General features: G+C 70.0%; 18 protein-coding genes. 7 read left to right on the top strand and 11 right to left on the bottom strand.

All coding sequences use genetic code 11. The annotated features are described in order from the left end of the window. Positions 1–14: 14 nt before the first annotated feature. Complete coding sequence (locus tag VIL67_RS11475) at positions 15–731, bottom strand: SDR family NAD(P)-dependent oxidoreductase (RefSeq protein WP_332049034.1); 717 nt, start codon at positions 729–731, stop codon at positions 15–17. A gap of 109 nt (positions 732–840) precedes the next feature. Here VIL67_RS11475 and VIL67_RS11470 point away from each other — a divergent pair, with 109 nt between their 5' ends. Further along, the gene (locus VIL67_RS11470) at positions 841–1,629 is read left to right on the top strand and encodes a lysophospholipid acyltransferase family protein (RefSeq protein ID WP_332049033.1); all 789 of its coding nucleotides are present in this window, start codon (positions 841–843) and stop codon (positions 1,627–1,629) included. A 35-nt stretch (positions 1,630–1,664) separates the two neighbouring features. Here VIL67_RS11470 and VIL67_RS11465 read toward each other — a convergent pair whose 3' ends face one another. The 8 genes from VIL67_RS11465 to VIL67_RS11430 all read right to left on the bottom strand — a co-directional run bounded on the left by VIL67_RS11465 (position 1,665) and on the right by VIL67_RS11430 (position 7,788). Further along, positions 1,665–2,126, bottom strand: a complete 462-nt coding sequence (locus VIL67_RS11465) for a hypothetical protein (RefSeq protein WP_332049032.1) — start codon at positions 2,124–2,126, stop codon at positions 1,665–1,667. A 4-nt stretch (positions 2,127–2,130) separates the two neighbouring features. Continuing rightward, complete coding sequence (locus tag VIL67_RS11460; RefSeq protein WP_332049031.1) at positions 2,131–2,343, bottom strand: dodecin; 213 nt, start codon at positions 2,341–2,343, stop codon at positions 2,131–2,133. Positions 2,344–2,406: 63 nt separating this feature from the next. After that, on the bottom strand, positions 2,407–4,167 hold the full coding sequence (locus VIL67_RS11455; protein WP_332049030.1) for an ATP-binding protein: 1,761 nt from the start codon (positions 4,165–4,167) through the stop codon (positions 2,407–2,409). A 104-nt stretch (positions 4,168–4,271) separates the two neighbouring features. Then, positions 4,272–5,144, bottom strand: a complete 873-nt coding sequence (locus VIL67_RS11450) for a hypothetical protein (protein WP_332049029.1) — start codon at positions 5,142–5,144, stop codon at positions 4,272–4,274. A 155-nt stretch (positions 5,145–5,299) separates the two neighbouring features. Further along, positions 5,300–5,626, bottom strand: a complete 327-nt coding sequence (locus VIL67_RS11445) for a hypothetical protein (RefSeq protein ID WP_332049028.1) — start codon at positions 5,624–5,626, stop codon at positions 5,300–5,302. Positions 5,627–5,881: 255 nt separating this feature from the next. Next, positions 5,882–6,493, bottom strand: coding sequence for a YceI family protein (locus tag VIL67_RS11440; RefSeq protein ID WP_332049027.1), 612 nt, complete (start codon positions 6,491–6,493; stop codon positions 5,882–5,884). A gap of 47 nt (positions 6,494–6,540) precedes the next feature. Further along, positions 6,541–6,945 (bottom strand): DoxX family protein, encoded by a 405-nt coding sequence (locus tag VIL67_RS11435; RefSeq protein ID WP_332049026.1) that lies wholly within the window; start codon positions 6,943–6,945, stop codon positions 6,541–6,543. 21 nt (positions 6,946–6,966) lie between these two features. Continuing rightward, on the bottom strand, positions 6,967–7,788 hold the full coding sequence (locus VIL67_RS11430; protein ID WP_332049025.1) for a DODA-type extradiol aromatic ring-opening family dioxygenase: 822 nt from the start codon (positions 7,786–7,788) through the stop codon (positions 6,967–6,969). 100 nt (positions 7,789–7,888) lie between these two features. On the opposite strand from VIL67_RS11430, the gene VIL67_RS11425 reads away from it, so the two are divergent. The 5 genes from VIL67_RS11425 to VIL67_RS11405 all read left to right on the top strand — a co-directional run bounded on the left by VIL67_RS11425 (position 7,889) and on the right by VIL67_RS11405 (position 12,134). Next, on the top strand, positions 7,889–8,776 hold the full coding sequence (locus tag VIL67_RS11425; RefSeq protein WP_332049024.1) for a LysR family transcriptional regulator: 888 nt from the start codon (positions 7,889–7,891) through the stop codon (positions 8,774–8,776). Between the two features lie 997 nt (positions 8,777–9,773). Beyond that, positions 9,774–10,181 carry a GFA family protein gene (locus VIL67_RS11420; protein WP_332049023.1) on the top strand — a complete coding sequence of 136 codons (408 nt, stop codon included), beginning with the start codon at positions 9,774–9,776 and terminating at the stop codon, positions 10,179–10,181. A gap of 406 nt (positions 10,182–10,587) precedes the next feature. Beyond that, positions 10,588–11,409, top strand: a complete 822-nt coding sequence (locus VIL67_RS11415; protein WP_332049022.1) for a hemerythrin domain-containing protein — start codon at positions 10,588–10,590, stop codon at positions 11,407–11,409. A gap of 81 nt (positions 11,410–11,490) precedes the next feature. After that, complete coding sequence (locus VIL67_RS11410; RefSeq protein ID WP_332049021.1) at positions 11,491–11,865, top strand: CDP-alcohol phosphatidyltransferase family protein; 375 nt, start codon at positions 11,491–11,493, stop codon at positions 11,863–11,865. A 44-nt stretch (positions 11,866–11,909) separates the two neighbouring features. Then, complete coding sequence (locus VIL67_RS11405) at positions 11,910–12,134, top strand: hypothetical protein (protein WP_332049020.1); 225 nt, start codon at positions 11,910–11,912, stop codon at positions 12,132–12,134. Here VIL67_RS11405 and VIL67_RS11400 read toward each other — a convergent pair. Both VIL67_RS11400 and VIL67_RS11395 read right to left on the bottom strand, forming a co-directional pair. Next, positions 12,100–12,390, bottom strand: coding sequence for a DUF1330 domain-containing protein (locus VIL67_RS11400; RefSeq protein ID WP_332049019.1), 291 nt, complete (start codon positions 12,388–12,390; stop codon positions 12,100–12,102). The two genes, VIL67_RS11405 and VIL67_RS11400, sit on opposite strands and share 35 nt — an antisense overlap. 77 nt (positions 12,391–12,467) lie before the next feature. Next, a complete protein-coding gene (locus VIL67_RS11395; protein ID WP_332049018.1) occupies positions 12,468–12,848 on the bottom strand; it encodes an HXXEE domain-containing protein in 381 nt (126 codons plus the stop codon). Between the two features lie 438 nt (positions 12,849–13,286). On the opposite strand from VIL67_RS11395, the gene recA reads away from it, so the two are divergent. Further along, positions 13,287–14,354, top strand: a complete 1,068-nt coding sequence (gene recA / locus VIL67_RS11390) for a recombinase RecA (RefSeq protein ID WP_332049017.1) — start codon at positions 13,287–13,289, stop codon at positions 14,352–14,354. Positions 14,355–14,506 lie beyond the last annotated feature (152 nt).

Here is a 14,506-nt window from a genome sequence, read left to right as displayed (position 1 = left end):
GAGCCAGGCTCGCCTCACCTCACATAGCTGGCGCCGTTGATGTCGATCACCGCGCCGGTCATCGAGGGCGGCGCCTCGAGCGCCAGGTAGGCGGCGGCGCTGGCCACCTCCTGCGGCGTCGCCACCCGCCCCAGCGGGATGTCGGCCAGCAGCTTGTCGCCGCCACGGCTCGCCAGGTAGTCCTCGGCCATGCCGGTCATGGTGAAGCCGGGACAGACGGCGAAGGCCAGGATCTCCTCGCGGGCGTAGCCCCGGGCGATCGACTTGGTCATGCCCACCATTCCGGCCTTGGAGGCCGCATAGTGCCAGTGGGCCGGGCTGTCCCCGCGGTAGGCGGCGCGGCTGGCGATGTTGACGATGCGTCCGCCGCGCCCGCGCTCGCGGAAGTGCAGCACCGCGCGGCGGCTGAGGTCGGCGGAGGCCTGCAGGTTGATCTGCATCGTCCGGGCCCAGCCCGCCTGCCAGTCGTCGAGCGGCGCGTCCACCGCGACCGGCTCGAACACGCCCGCGTTGTTCACCAGCGCGTCGATGCGGCCGTCGAGGGCGGCCAGCGCCCGGTCCCACAGGGCGTCGGCGGCCGCCGGGTCGGAGAGGTCGGCCCCCAGCACGCCGGCGGCTTCGCGGCTGCCGTGGCCGACCACGCGCGCGCCCTTCGACTCCAGAGCCTCGACGATCGCCCTGCCGATGCCGCGGGTGGAGCCGGTGACGAAGATGTGAGCGGTTTCAGCCATGCCGCTCTCGTAGCGGCCTGCGGTCGCGGGCGCTAGGCGGGCCGCCGGCCTTGCCTTAGCCTTGGGGTCACGAGGCCGCGCGTCTTCGCGGCGTCACGACCTGGACCCGATGCGCGCCTTCGCCTTCGCCGTCGCCTACTACGCCATCTCCATTCCCCACGTCCTCGCCGCCGCCGTCGCCGCGCTCCGGCCCGGCCGCGGCGCCGTGCGCCGGGTGATCGCCCGCTACGCCCGCCGGATGGTCTGGGCCATGCGGGTCTTCGCCGGCATCCAGCTGGAGGTCCGCGGCCGCGAGCACCTGCCGCAAGGCGCCTTCATCATCGCCGCCAAGCACCAGTCCTGGGGCGACGGCTTCCTCTGCTACTCGCAGTTCGAGGACCTGGCCTTCGTCACCGGCGACCACCTCGAGCGCTTCCCGCTCTTCAAGGGCATCCTTCAGAAGCTCGGCGCCATCGTGGTCGACAGCTGCGGCGGCCCCGAGGCGCGCGCCGCGCTCTCCGCCGCCGCCGCCAAGGCCCGCGAGGAGGGCCGCAAGATCCTGATCTATCCGGAAGGCGCGCTGGCCCCGGTCGGCGCCCGCTATCGCTACCGGACCGGCGTCTACCACATGGCCCAGGACTTCGAGATGGTCGTGGTCCCGGCCGCCACCAACCTCGGCCTCTACTGGCCGCAGCAGAAGTTCGCGAAGCACGCCGGCACGGCGATCCTCGAGTTCCTGCCGCCGATTCCGCTCGGCCTCGACAAGGCCGAGTTCATGGCCCGCCTGGAAGACGCCATCGAGACCCGCACGGCCGAGCTCGTCGCCGAGGCGACCGGCCAGCCGGTGACGCCCTCGCGCCTCGAGGTCCCGCCACACGTGCTGGCGCGTGAGGCCAAGGAAGCCGCCGCCACAGCCTAGGTTAAGGCGCCGGCGGGCGGGGGCGGCGGGCGGGCTCAGCCCGCCTTTTCCGCCTGCGCCCGGTTCACGGCGCCGATGGCCGCCGCAGCGGCCGCGAGGCTGAGCGCGGCGTCGATGTCGGCCTCGAGGCTGCCGCGCACCGCCGCGTCCTGCGCCCGGCAGAGCGCCGCCAGCCGCTCGGCGACCCGACCCAGGGCGTCGGACGCCTCCACCAGCTCGCCGGCCGCGCCCGGCGCCTTGGCGACGAAAGCCTCGAAACCCGCGGCGTCGCGGTCGCCGGCCGCCAGGGCCTCGTCGGCGAGGCCGCGGGCCTCCTCTGCAGCCGCCGCCAGCCCGGCGTCGCCGCCGAGCCGCCGTGCGGTGATGGTGAAGGCCTTGGCCGCGCAGGCGGCGGCCAGCGCCAGGGCGACGGCCGCCGCGGCGCCTGAACCCGGCGCCGGCGCGTCCGCCGCCACCGCCTCGACCATGTCGCCGAGCGGCTGGGCGGCGAGCGGCACGCCCTTAGTCCTCGACCGTGAAGCCGACCTTGATCGTCACCTGATAGTGCGCGACCCGACCCTCCTCCACGTGGCCGCGGGTCTCCACGACCTGGAACCAGCGGATGTGCCGCATGCTCTCGCTGGCGCGGGCGATGGCGGTCTGGATGGCGTCCTCGATGGAGGTCTCCGAAGAGCCCACGATCTCCATCAGGCGGTACACGTTGTCGTCGCGCATGTTTCCCTATCCCGGTTGGTATAGGGGCGCTTACGCCCAAGCCGGGGGAAGGGTTCCGGCCGCTTACGCGGCGGAGGCGGCGGGGGAGGCGGGGGCGGCGTCCTGCGCCGCGCCGGCCACGGCCTGGGCCAGGGCCGCATAGAGCCGCGCGGCCTCGATGGGCTTGGCCACGCAGTCGTCCATGCCGGCCTCGCGATAGCTGGCCAGCTGGTGGGTCATCACGTTGGCGGTGAGCGCCACGATGGGCGTCCGCGGCCGTCCGCCGGCCGCCTCCTCGGCGCGGATCGCCCGGGCCGCGTCGATCCCGTCCATCACCGGCATCTGCACGTCCAGCAGCACCACGTCCCAAGGCTGCGCGCGCCAGGCGGCCAGCGCCTGGGCGCCGTCCTCCACCATGGTGGGCGTGATCCCGGCCTGGGCGAGCAGGGTTTGCAGGACCAGGCGGTTGGTGGCGTTGTCGTCCGCGGCCAGCACACGGATCTCCTGGTCCGCAACATCGTCGGCCGCGGCCTCGGGCGCCTCCGCCGGGGCAGCGTCCTCGCCTGCGGCCGCCAGCGGCAGCGCCAGGGTGAAGGTGGAGCCCTCGCCGGGCGTGCTCTCCACCCGCACCTCCCCGCCCATCAGCCCCGCCAGCTGGCGGCAGATGGCCAGGCCGAGCCCCGTGCCGCCGTGGGTGCGGAAGTTGGACGCCTCGGCCTGGGCGTAGGGCTTGAAGAGCCGGGCCAGCTGTTCGGACGTCAGGCCCGGCCCCGTGTCGCTAACGCTGATCTCGATGCGCTCGCCCACCGGACGCACGGCCAGCCGCACGCCGCCAGTCTCGGTGAACTTCACCGCGTTTGAGAGGAAGTTGTAGGCGATCTGCCGAATCCGGGTCGGGTCGCCCAGGTAGCGGCCGTCCGCCTCGGGGGCGATCTCCAGCGCCAGCTTCAGGCCCTTGGCCTCGGCCGTGCCGGCATAGGCCTGGGCCGCCTGGGTGAGCACCTCGGCCAGGTCGAAGGCGACGGTCTCGATCTGCAGCTTGCCGGCCTCGATCTTCGACAGGTCCAGCACGTCGTTGAGGATCGCCAGCAGGGCCGCGCCCGACTGCTGCACCACGCCCAGCCGCTGCTTCTGCACCTCGGGCAGGGGCTCGGCGGCCATCGCCTGGGCCATGCCCAGGATGCCGTTCAGCGGCGTGCGGATCTCGTGGGTCATGGTCGCCAGGAAGGCGCTCTTGGCCCGGTTGGCGGCGTCGGCCTCGTCGCGCGCGTCGCGCAGCGCCTCGGTGTTCAGCCAGCCGTTGCGGATGGCGATCCCGATGTGCGCCAGGAATAGGGCGCCGGCCAGCACCATGGAGATCGCGCCCACCACGCCCATTTCGCGCATGCTCACCAGCGGCAGGGCAAACCAGTGCAGCACGAATGGGGTGAGCGCCACCGCCAGGATGGTGCGATCGTGGTGCATGTGGATGCCCACGTGCACCAGGCTCGAGGCCAGCAGGATGATGGTCACCACCTGGCCCGGCGTCCCGCCGTGCAGCCACAGGTGGATGGAGATCAGCGGATAGAGGCCGGTGCTCAGCGCGGTGGCCAGGGCGCAGAACAGCCGCTGGCGCGGGGTGGGGTCGACTTCCTCGCCGCCCCGGAAGGGGCCGAAGGCCAGGGCGTCGGGGATCTGGGCCAGGGCCACGGCCGCCAGCCAGATCCACGGCCAGACGGACGGCGCCAGCGCATAGCCTATGCCCGCCACCACGGTGGCGGCGCCCATCCGGGTGAACCGCTCCCGCGCCCGGGCCTGGGCGATCAATGCAAAGTCGCGGCCGGCCCGCATCTGCCTCTTTCCCATGCCGATCCGCCACTTACCCACAGGGCGGCTAACGAAGCGTTTCTCGCGTCCGCGGCCGATGGGCGCCCCTCGGCGGGCGGGGGCCGCGAAGATCGCGATAAAGGTCAGACGGCCGGTCTTGCTTCGCCACGGTCGAGCGCGGCCAGGAGGCCCATCCCGAGCCAGGCGCCCAGGATTGGACTGAGGCCGACGCCGACCATCGGGACCGGGAACGCGCCCAGGGCCGGCGCGGCCACCCAGCCCGCGAAGAGCGCCGACAGCGCGGCGCCCGCCGCGGCGACACCGTCAGGGCGACGTCCGCGCGTGGCGAGGATCGGCGCCACGGCGATGGCCGCGAGGAGCGCCACGCAGGCGGCGGCCAGCCAGAGAGACTGGCTGTTGGCGAGCAGGATGATGCCCTCGACCTCGGGGACGGGCTCCAGGGGATCGGGGCGCGTCCAGGTCCAGCCGGCGATCGCGGTCGCCGCCGCCGCGAGGGCGCCCCTCGGCGCCAGGGGATCCGCTGTCCGCGCTGCGGCCAGGGCGCAGACCGCCAGCGCCAGGGCCGTCGCCTGCGACGCGTCAGGCTGCAGGGCCACGACGCCGAGCCCAAGGAGGGCTGGCAGCCACCCCCACCCGCCGCGCGATGTGAGCACGGCCGTTGCGACAATCAGGGACGGCGACAACAGCATCGCCGCGTTGATCCGGACGGGGCCGGCGCTCAGCCAGCGATGCACGCCCTCGAGTCCTGGACTGAAGAGCGAGGCGCAGAGGCCGAGCAAGGCGAGGGCGGCGGCCGCGTAGGCCGCCCGCGGACCAGCCCGCGACGCGAGCCAGACAGCCGCGAGCAGGCCCACGACCCAGGCCCCGAGGTTCCGCGCCCAAAGCCCTGCCGGCACGCCGCTCGTCGCGCACACCACGGCGCCGAGCGCCACCGCAGCCAGAGACAGGCCGGCGAACATCGGGATCGGCCGCCTGGCCGCGGCAGGGGAAATCATCCAGCTGTGGCCCAGGTCATTGCGGAGCGAAGTCGGCCGAGCGGCCGATTTGACGGTGCAGCTGGCCCGGGCGAATGTCCACGCCTGCTAGCGGACGTCGGCCAAGGACGAGCAGCCAGCCGCGCCGGGCCGCGGCCAGCACCCCATGACGCGGATCAACGCCCGGCGGGCCTGCCCTCCGTCGCCGGATCGGGTGGGCAGCGGCCTTGCGTCTGGATCCTGGCGTCGTACTCGCCGCGGTTGCGCAGCACGTAGCGGTCGAAGGCGTCGCTGACGTTGTCGTTCATGCCTTGCAGGCAAAGAAGGATGTCATCGCCCTTCTTCAATGCCGCGAGGTCGGCCCTGAGGCGCGCCTCGTCGACCGGTCGACCGCCCCTCAACACCGTCCCATCCATGAAGAAGGCCAGCACGATCTTCGGCTCGGGCGCCGCCACCGGCGCCGCCGTGACCCCGACGGGCCAAGCGAGCGCGGCGAGCGCCACAAGCGCCCTCGCTGTGCGACGAACGGCGCCCGAGGCGCCAAGGCCAGGCTGTGCATGTGGCGAGCGGAGCATGGCTCCCCATACGCCGAGAAGATGGCCACAAAGGGTCGTGAGCCGACTCAAGCCGCGGCCTTGGCCGGATCGGGTCGCCGCGCCCGAAGCTCGGCCGTTCAAGCGTCAACTCGGGCGGATCGCCAGGTGGGCCCGGGTAGAAGCCGCCCAGACCGTTGGCGGCTTCCGACTTCCGCCCGGCGTCTAGCGCGCAGCCTCGAACACAGCTGCGATCTCGAGGTCCACGACATCAGAGACGGCTGGGACGGCATAGCCCAAGCCGAAGTCACTGCGCTTGAGTTTGCCCTTGGCGGAGAAGCCGACCGTCTCGGCCTTGCTCATCGGATTCGCGCCAGCGCCGTAGAACTTCGCGTCCAGGACGACGGGCTTCGTCACCCCGCGCAGCGTCAGGTCGCCCGTGATGGTCGCCTGCTGCCCACGCACGACGACAGTCCGGGAGACGAACCGCGCGGTCGGGAACTTGGCCACGTCGAACAGGTCAGGCGTCTGCAGGTGCTTGGCGAAGTCGCTCGAGGTCACCGACAGGCCGGACAGCGGGATCTCCACCTGCAGCTTCGCAGCCGAGGGGCGGGCGGGATCGAGCTGAAGCTCGCCGCTCATGCCGCCGACCATGCCGGACAGGCGCGAGAATCCGAAATGGTCCACCGACCACAGCACCTGCGTGTGGTGAGGCTCCAGCTTGTAGGTTCCGGCTTTGACGGCCGACGCGGTCGCCGGCTGTTGGGCCGTAGCTGGCGCCAGCGACGCCGCCGACAAGGTAAGCCCGAGGGCGATGGCGAGGCCGAGGTTGTTCAACTTGGATCTCCGAGCGGCTGGGGGAGGGGCGAGGCGAGCTGATCGCCTCAGATGTGGGCTTTGTTTCGACCCCGGAGCGCGTCCAGGCTCCAGGATCCAGGGCCGGCGAACACCAGGTAGAGGAAGATGAAGCAGAACATGATCGCGGCCTCGCCGTGGTTGAGCGCGGGCCAGAAGCCTTGGGTCGCGTGCGCCATGAAGTAGGCGGCGGCCATCGTTCCGGACGCGATGAACGCTGCAGGGCGGGTGAAGAGTCCCAGTGCGATTAGGCCGCCGCCGAGCAGTTCGATGACGCCCGCGGCCACGATGATCGGCGGAAGAGGCCCGCCCGGCCCGGGCATGGCCGCGGGAAAGGCGAAGAACTTCATCGTCGCGTGCTCGATGAACAGCAGGGCCGTGATGATCCGCAGCAGCGAGAGAACCCGCGGCGACCAGTGATCAAGCTTGGACATTTGTTTCTCCTGAACGCGATGTCACGCCGCCGCTGGCGTTTCGCCGAAGCGGAAGCTCGAGGCGGTGATTCCGCCGCTGAAGTCCTTCTGGTGGTAGACGAGCGCCGCAGGCTCGTGCTCCGCGGCGCCAACCACGGCCATCAGCGGGATGAGATGGTCCTCCTGCGGGTGCGCCGCCCGCGCGCAAGGCGCCTGCTCCCAGCGCACAAGGCGTTCGGTTCGAACGTCCGCGGTCGATCCCAGAAGGGTTTCCTGGAGCCAGGCGTCGAAGCGCCTCGACGGCTCGAAGCCGGCCTCGCCGCGCATCTCGCTGAGGTTATGGTAGCTGAGCCCGCTGCCGATGATCAGGACCCCTTCCTCCCGCAGCGGCGCCAGCAGCCGGCCGAGCTGAAGGTGGAGTTCCGGGTCGTAGCTCAGATCGATCGACAGCTGGACCAGCGGAATGGTCTCCTCGGGATACAGCGGCTTCATGATGCTGAAGGTGCCGTGGTCGTAGCCCCGCTCCGGATCCAGGCGAGCCACAAGGCCGCCCGCCGCCAGCAGCTGTCGAACACGTTCCGCAAGCTCCGGCGAGCCCGGCGCCTGGTACTTGATTTGGTAGGTGTGAGGCGGGAAGCCCGAGTAGTCGTAGACCATCCCAGGCCGCTCGGCCGACGAGATGGCGAAGCCCCGCTCCTCCCAGTGCCCCGTGATCACGAGCACCGCGCGCGGCGCGTCGGCCAGCTCTCGGCGGATGTCGACCAGCGACTGCTCGAGCTGATCGAACATTCGGCGGAAGGGGCCATCGAGGTAGGGCCACGGGCCCCCGCCATGGCTGATGAAATAGGTCGGTAGACGGGCCATTTTCGTCCTCCGGGCGATCCGAGGCGCTTAGATAGGCTCGCCACCTCCCGCTCGGGAGAGATAAAAGATCGATCAGATCCATCTGCACGGTAGATAGCACATGCTTGGAACGGTCACGCTCGATCAGCTCAGAGTCCTGGTCACTATCGAGGAAACCGGCAGTTTCTCGGCCGCGGGTCGGCGATTGCAGCGGGCGCAGTCGGCTATCAGTCACGCCGTGCAGTCGCTCGAGGCGCTCCAGGGTGTTCAGCTGTTCGATCGCTCCGCCCGTGCGCCGATCCTGACGGAAGCGGGTCGCGCCCTTGTCGCCCAAGCGCGCCAGGTGCTGAGGCAGGCCGAGCTCTTCGAGCGAACAGCGAGCGCCATCGCCGGCGGCTTGGAGCCCGAGCTTACGTTCGCCGTGGACAGCATGGTTCCGATCGAGCCGGTGATCCAAGCCCTCGGCGCGCTGCAACGGCGCTTCCCCGACCTGGCCGTGACGCTCTTTACGGAAGCACTTGGCGGCGCCGAACGACGTGCCCGGGACGGGTCGGCGGTCTTAGGTCTGTGCATGCTGTTTCCACCCGCAGCGCAGGAGCTTCAGGCCTACCCGATCACGTCGATCGAGCTCACGCCGGTGGTTTCGCCTGCCCACCCTCTCGCGAGCGAGACGCGGCCGATGTCGAGAGAGGTCTTGGCGGAGCATGTCCAGCTGGTGTTGACCGATCCGACCAACCAGGCCGGACCGAGTTACAGCGTCGTGAGCCCACGCGTGTGGCGTTTCGTCGACCTGAGCAGTCGCCTCGACTTCCTGCGGGCGGGTTTCGGGTGGGCGACCATGCCGCGACATCTGGTCGAACGGCATCTGCGCAACGGTGACTTGTTGCAGTTGCCCATCGAGGATCCCTCGATCCTGCCAGGCGCGCTCCAGATCTACGCCGTCCATCAGCGCAATCGCCCCCTCGGCGTGGGTGCGCGCTCGCTGCTGGAGGACCTGCAGCAGAGCTGAGTCTCCCCTTCCGCTGTGGGTCGAAGCGGACAACACCGCCTGGGCCTCGTCGGGGACGGCCATATCACCTTGGAAGGCTGTTGCGTCGGGCCCCGCCTGCGCCCTGCATCACGGTTTTGGCCTCGGACGACAGGCCAGCCGGACAGTAGCGTCTGCACAGCTCGCCCGAGCTCGATGTTCCTTTAGGGATCAGCGACCGCGTCCCAAAGGAGTGTGCGGGCGGTATGTCGCACAAAGCGCCTCTGGTTGCTCAGATGATGTAGCCGATCCGAGCCTGGTCGGCTTCATGGTTGTCGCGAGGAACCGCCAACATTTTCAGATTTCACGAGCGCGCGGTGCACGATCTTGCGAACCCACCGAAGTCGGGTGGGTCTGCTGTTGGGTTCAACACGGAGGGGGCTCCAATGAACGGCTACCGGATCTTCTTGACCCCTGGCGGGCGCATCCGCTCGCCGAGCATCGAGTTCGATGCGTCTTCCGATGTGGTGGCCATACGTCACGCCGAGGAGGTGAGGCGCGGCGCCGCTGCGGAACTTTGGTGCCGCGGCCGCCGCGTCGCGACGTTTCAGGTCGCCACTCCAGTTCGAGTGAATGGGTAGGTAGATCAGGTGCAACGAGCCGCCGTCTTACGCCAGCGCGCCGCCGCCCTCCGGGATGTCGCCAAGCACCTGAGCTTGCTGCCCGACAAGGCTCGGCTGAACGACGAGGCGCAAGAGCTGGAAGAGGCGGCTCGCCGAGCTGAGAACCACGAAGTCCGAAGCTGGCGCCCACGGTCCTGACCACCCGAGCGTAGATCTGACCTCAGTCTTTCACGTCTTCGCCTGGACCGAGCTGCCCATCCCGGCCTTAAGCGCACAAGCGGACGGGCGGTTCAACGGATCTCCACCCCATCGTGAGGCGTCGCCTTGGAGGCTCATCGGCTTCACCGCAGAGCTCACCTTCGGTACCAATGCTTCAGCGCGGCGCAGCGACGGGCGGGTCAGGGGGCAGGAGCGACGTGACAAGCAAGCACCTGGGGTCCTGCCTCTGCGGCGAAGTCCGCTTCGAGGTCGTCGGCGAGTTCGAGCACTTCTTTCTGTGTCACTGCACTCGGTGTCAGAAGGACACGGGGTCCGCCCATGCAGCCAACCTGTTTTCGGTCAGCGCCAAAATCGAGTGGCTGTCCGGCCAATCCCACGTCCGGACGTTCAACGTCCCCTCGACCCGACATGAGAAGAGCTTTTGCTCGATCTGCGGCTCGGCGGTGCCGTCACTTCAGATGAACGGCGGGCTGCTGGTGGTGCCGGCGGGCAGCCTCGACAGCGCGATCGATCTCCGACCCAGTGCTCACATCATGGTGGAGAGCCGGGCGAGCTGGGACCGAGGACTTGAAGACATTCCGCAGGTGGACGGTTTGCCTGGATGAGGCTCGGTCTCTGCGCGTCCTGCCGCCATAGGTCCGCTGCCCACCCTTAGCCGACGTTCGCCGCGGCAGGTGAAGGCGTGCTGCGCTTGTCGGAAATGTCTGGTTGGCCCGTTCATGCCATTGCCCGCTTCTTACCGGATCAGGCGCTCTGAGCGTCAGCTAAGGGTCGGTAGCGGACCCTCGGAAGGTTCGCTTCGGTGGAGAGGTCGGCCAGAGCTTACACCGCGCGGGTCCCATCGGCCGCGCCCCTGCGGATGAGCCGGGCGGAGGACGTGGGTTCAACGCGTGCGGGGTTAACAAAGGCGCGCGAGCGGAACATGCCGGTTTGGGCGGGCTTCCCATCCGGTCCCACGGCCAGCGTCTGCTTCGTTGCCTCGCGCCTAGCGGGACCATGTAAGGAGCGGCCATGACATCGTTGGCGGACCAAGGTCTTGCGCAGTTGGGTGGGCGTAGCAGCGTCCTCAGCCGGCAGAAGCGTGACCATGTCAGGTTGGACGAGCTGCTGGAGCAACTGAGCCGGGCGCCGGCTGCCGATCAGAAGAGGGTCTTGCTGCGGATCTACCGCCTCGTCTTCCCACACGCCTTCGCAGAGGAGTCCGTCCTCTGGCCGACGATCCGCCGCGTCTTGCCGGATGGCGAGCCACTTACGCTGCAGGTCGAGCGGGAGCATCAGGAGATCAACGAACTCGTTATGAGGCTGGAGTCGCTGGCTCCTGGTTCAACTGACTGGGACGTCGCCCTCACGCAGGTGGTGGCTCTGCTTCGTCAGGACGTGCGTGACGAGGAGGACGTGCTGTTGCCCCGCCTGCAGCGCAAGCTCACGCCGGGGCAGCTGCGCCGGCTGGGCTTCACCTGGGAGGCGGTCAGGCGGGTGGCTCCGACCCGCGCCCATCCGTTCGTCGCTCGGCGGCCACCGGGCAATGTTCTGTCGGCGCTCCCGCTGTCGATCATCGATCGTGTCCGAGACGTGCTCGACGCCTTGGCCTATCGGGGCGGTCGGGCCGATGTCGGAGCGCTGTCCACCCTCAGCGACGCCTTGGGACGAGCGGCTCATGTCCTGGAGCGGACGCCCGGATTGGGAGCCGGCGAACACCCTTCCACGCGACGGCGTAGCGGAACGCGATGGCTGGGGGTAGCGATGATCGCGCTCGTCGCGGGCTCGGCCGCGATGGTGGCGGTGCGTCGTCGGCGTTTGGCTGCTGAAGCGGCGACGGCCGCGGGCAGATGATCTTCAACGGCAGGCGGTGATCGGGACACAGTGCACGGCCCGCCTCGCCACCATGGCCCGCCGCCGTGCTACCCTCGCGGCATGCCCGTCCAGGCCGTTCCCCGGCTGCTCATCTGGTTCCGCCTGGCTGCGGGCCTGGCCATGCTCGCCCTCGCCGCGGCCTTCGACCACGAGGCGCGCGCGGCCGCCGTGGTCCTGCTCGGCCTGGGCGTGCTCTCCGACATCTTCGACGGGGTGATCGCCCGGCGGCTCGGCGTCGCCACCGCCGAGCTTCGCACCTTCGACAGCCGCACCGACCTGGTCTCTGGATCTGCGTCGCGGCGACCGCGCTGGTCCTTCACCCGGGCCTGCCGGCCGCCACCTGGCCCTTCATCGCCGCCCTCGCTGGGCTCAAGGCGGCCGCCCACCTGGTCAGCTTCGCCCGCTTCCGGCGGGAGGCCTCGCCGCATCACCTGACGTCCAAGCTGTTCGGCCTCGGCCTCTGGGCGCTGCTCAGCCACATGCTGCTGGCCGGCCATGGCGGATCGCTGCTCTGGCCGGTGTTCCTGCTGGGCGTGGCATCCGAGCTGGAGGCCATCGCCATCATGCTGGTCCTCCCCGCCTGGCGCGCCGAGGTGCGGGGGTTGGCCCAGCCGCTGGCGCTGCGGGGCGAGGCGCGCGGCTGTCCGACGATCCGCCCGGGGGACTTGGTCACTCGGCGCCGTCCACCAGGACAAGCCGGCTGACGGTGGTTCGGTGGCGCAGGGCGAACAGCTTCTGGGCCTTGGGATCGGCGAGGAAGCCCTGCGCCGCCGCCCGTGTGGGGAACTCCAGGATCACCAGCCGCTCCGGCGCCCAGTCGCCCTCGATGACGCTCGGGGCCGCGCCGCGGACCAGGTAGCGCCCGCCGTGCCTGGCGATGAACAACGGAATGCGCTTCACGTAGGGCAGGAACCCCGCCGCGTCTTGGACGGTCAGGTCGAGCACCAGATAGGCGGTCATCCCAACCTCCTGCCGCGCGTTGCGCATCGCAGGCCAGCCTAGCACCGCTTCGTCCACAAGGGGCGCTGCGCCGGACGCTACGGCCGTGGCCGCGGCCGCGTCAGGAGCCAGAGCCCAAGGGGTAGGTTGACCGCCAGCGCCGTCACCACCCCGGGCGCATAGCCGCCGAAGGCGATGGCTGCGGGCACGTGAGGCACGAAGACGTTGACGAGCAGCACCAGCGCGGTCGCGCGCACGGCCAGCCAGCCTGCGCGCTCGGCCTGCGTATGCGCCGCCCACAACAGCAGGACGGCGGCGCCAAGGCTGACCAGCAGCAGGGCCGCGTGGAAACTGGCTGGCTCCGGCGCCTCCAGGCCCGGCTGGAACCATCCGATCAGGGCCGCGGCCCGCGGCCGGGAGCCGGCGTAGGTCAGCGCCTCCTCGAGGTTGTGCAGCGAGAGGGCGGCGAGCAGGAGCAAGGCCGCTCTTCGCCGCGTCGCCCTGGCCTTTGGCTGAGCGCGACCCACGCCGGCTTCAGCAGGGCTCGCCGACGCCGAGCGCCTTCGTATCGTCGGCGAGCGGCGCAAGCGCCAGGATCAGGTCAGCGTACGGCATGGGCGGCTCCGTCGGCTGAGCTTGGCCCAGCTTGCATCGACCGGGAAGACAGGCCGGAGCCGACGGCTCTGGCCAGCCCCTGCGCACGCCCTGAGAACTCCACGTCCGTTTCTGACGCACCCGGGGTCCACAACACCCAGGCCGCGGGATGGTCCTGCGGCGCGGCGCAAGAGCGCTCCGCAGCCCAGGACGGGCCGGAACATCTTGCGAACAGAGAACGAAAGCGGTACAGCTTTTGTCCTCAGCCGCGAGTCGAACGCCAGCCGGGTTGGCGGAATCGTGGGATAGAAGGGGTTGGATCAATGGCTCAATCGGCGTTGAAGCTCGTGGCGAAAGAAGACGGAGACAAGCAGCGGGCCCTCGAGGCGGCGCTTGCGCAGATCGATCGGGCCTTCGGCAAGGGCTCGGTGATGAAGCTGGGCGACAAGGGCAAGGTCGTGGAGATCGAGTCCGTGTCCACCGGCTCGCTGGGCCTGGACCTGGCGCTCGGCATCGGCGGGCTGCCACGCGGCCGGATCATCGAGATCTACGGGCCGGAATCTTCCGGCAAGACGACGCTCGCCCTGCACGTGGTGTCCGAGGTGCAGAAGGCCGGCGGCACCGCCGCCTTCGTGGACGCCGAGCATGCGCTCGACCCGTCCTACGCCCACAAGCTGGGCGTGAACCTGGACGACCTGCTGGTCTCCCAGCCCGACACCGGCGAGCAGGCGCTCGAGATCACCGACACCCTGGTGCGCTCCGGCGCCATCGACGTGATCGTGATCGACTCGGTGGCGGCGCTGACGCCCCGGGCCGAAATCGAAGGCGAGATGGGCGACAGCCTGCCCGGCCTGCAGGCCCGCCTGATGAGCCAGGCGCTGCGCAAGCTCACCGCCTCGATCTCCAAGGCCAAGACCCTGGTCATCTTCATCAACCAGATCCGCATGAAGATCGGCGTCATGTACGGCTCGCCCGAGACCACCACGGGCGGCAACGCGCTGAAGTTCTACGCCTCGGTCCGCCTCGACATCCGCCGCACCGGCTCGGTGAAGATCCGCGACGAGATCGTCGGCAACAACGTCCGTGTGAAGGTGGTGAAGAACAAGGTCGCCCCCCCGTTCCGTGAGGTGGAGTTCGACATCATGTACGGGGAGGGGATCTCCAAGCTGGGCGAGATCATCGACCTTGGCGTCAAGGCCGGGGTGGTCGAGAAGTCGGGCTCCTGGTTCTCCTACAACTCCCAGCGCATCGGCCAGGGCCGCGACAATGTCCGCGAGTTCCTGAAGCAGAACCCCGACATCGCCGCCGACATCGAGCGCGCCGTGCGCGGCGCCAAGGCGACCATCGAGGAGGAGCTGCTCGTCGGCGGTCCCGAGGACGGCGACGAATAGGTCTCTCGCCCGGCGGCTCTGCGAGCCGGTCGGCGTACCCGCCAACCCACGCCCACCGGCCAACCCCACGCGGGGCTGACGCCGGGCGAGACCAGGACGCCTGGGGGCCCGCCCCTCCAGGCGTCCTTTTTCTTTGCGGCGGGGCCCGAGTT

The organism is Phenylobacterium sp. (assembly GCF_036563385.1).
In the GTDB taxonomy this organism is placed as follows: Bacteria; Pseudomonadota; Alphaproteobacteria; order Caulobacterales; family Caulobacteraceae; genus Phenylobacterium.
The sequence above is the reverse complement of the archived record's forward strand: the minus strand, read 5'-3'. Positions and strand labels throughout refer to the sequence as shown.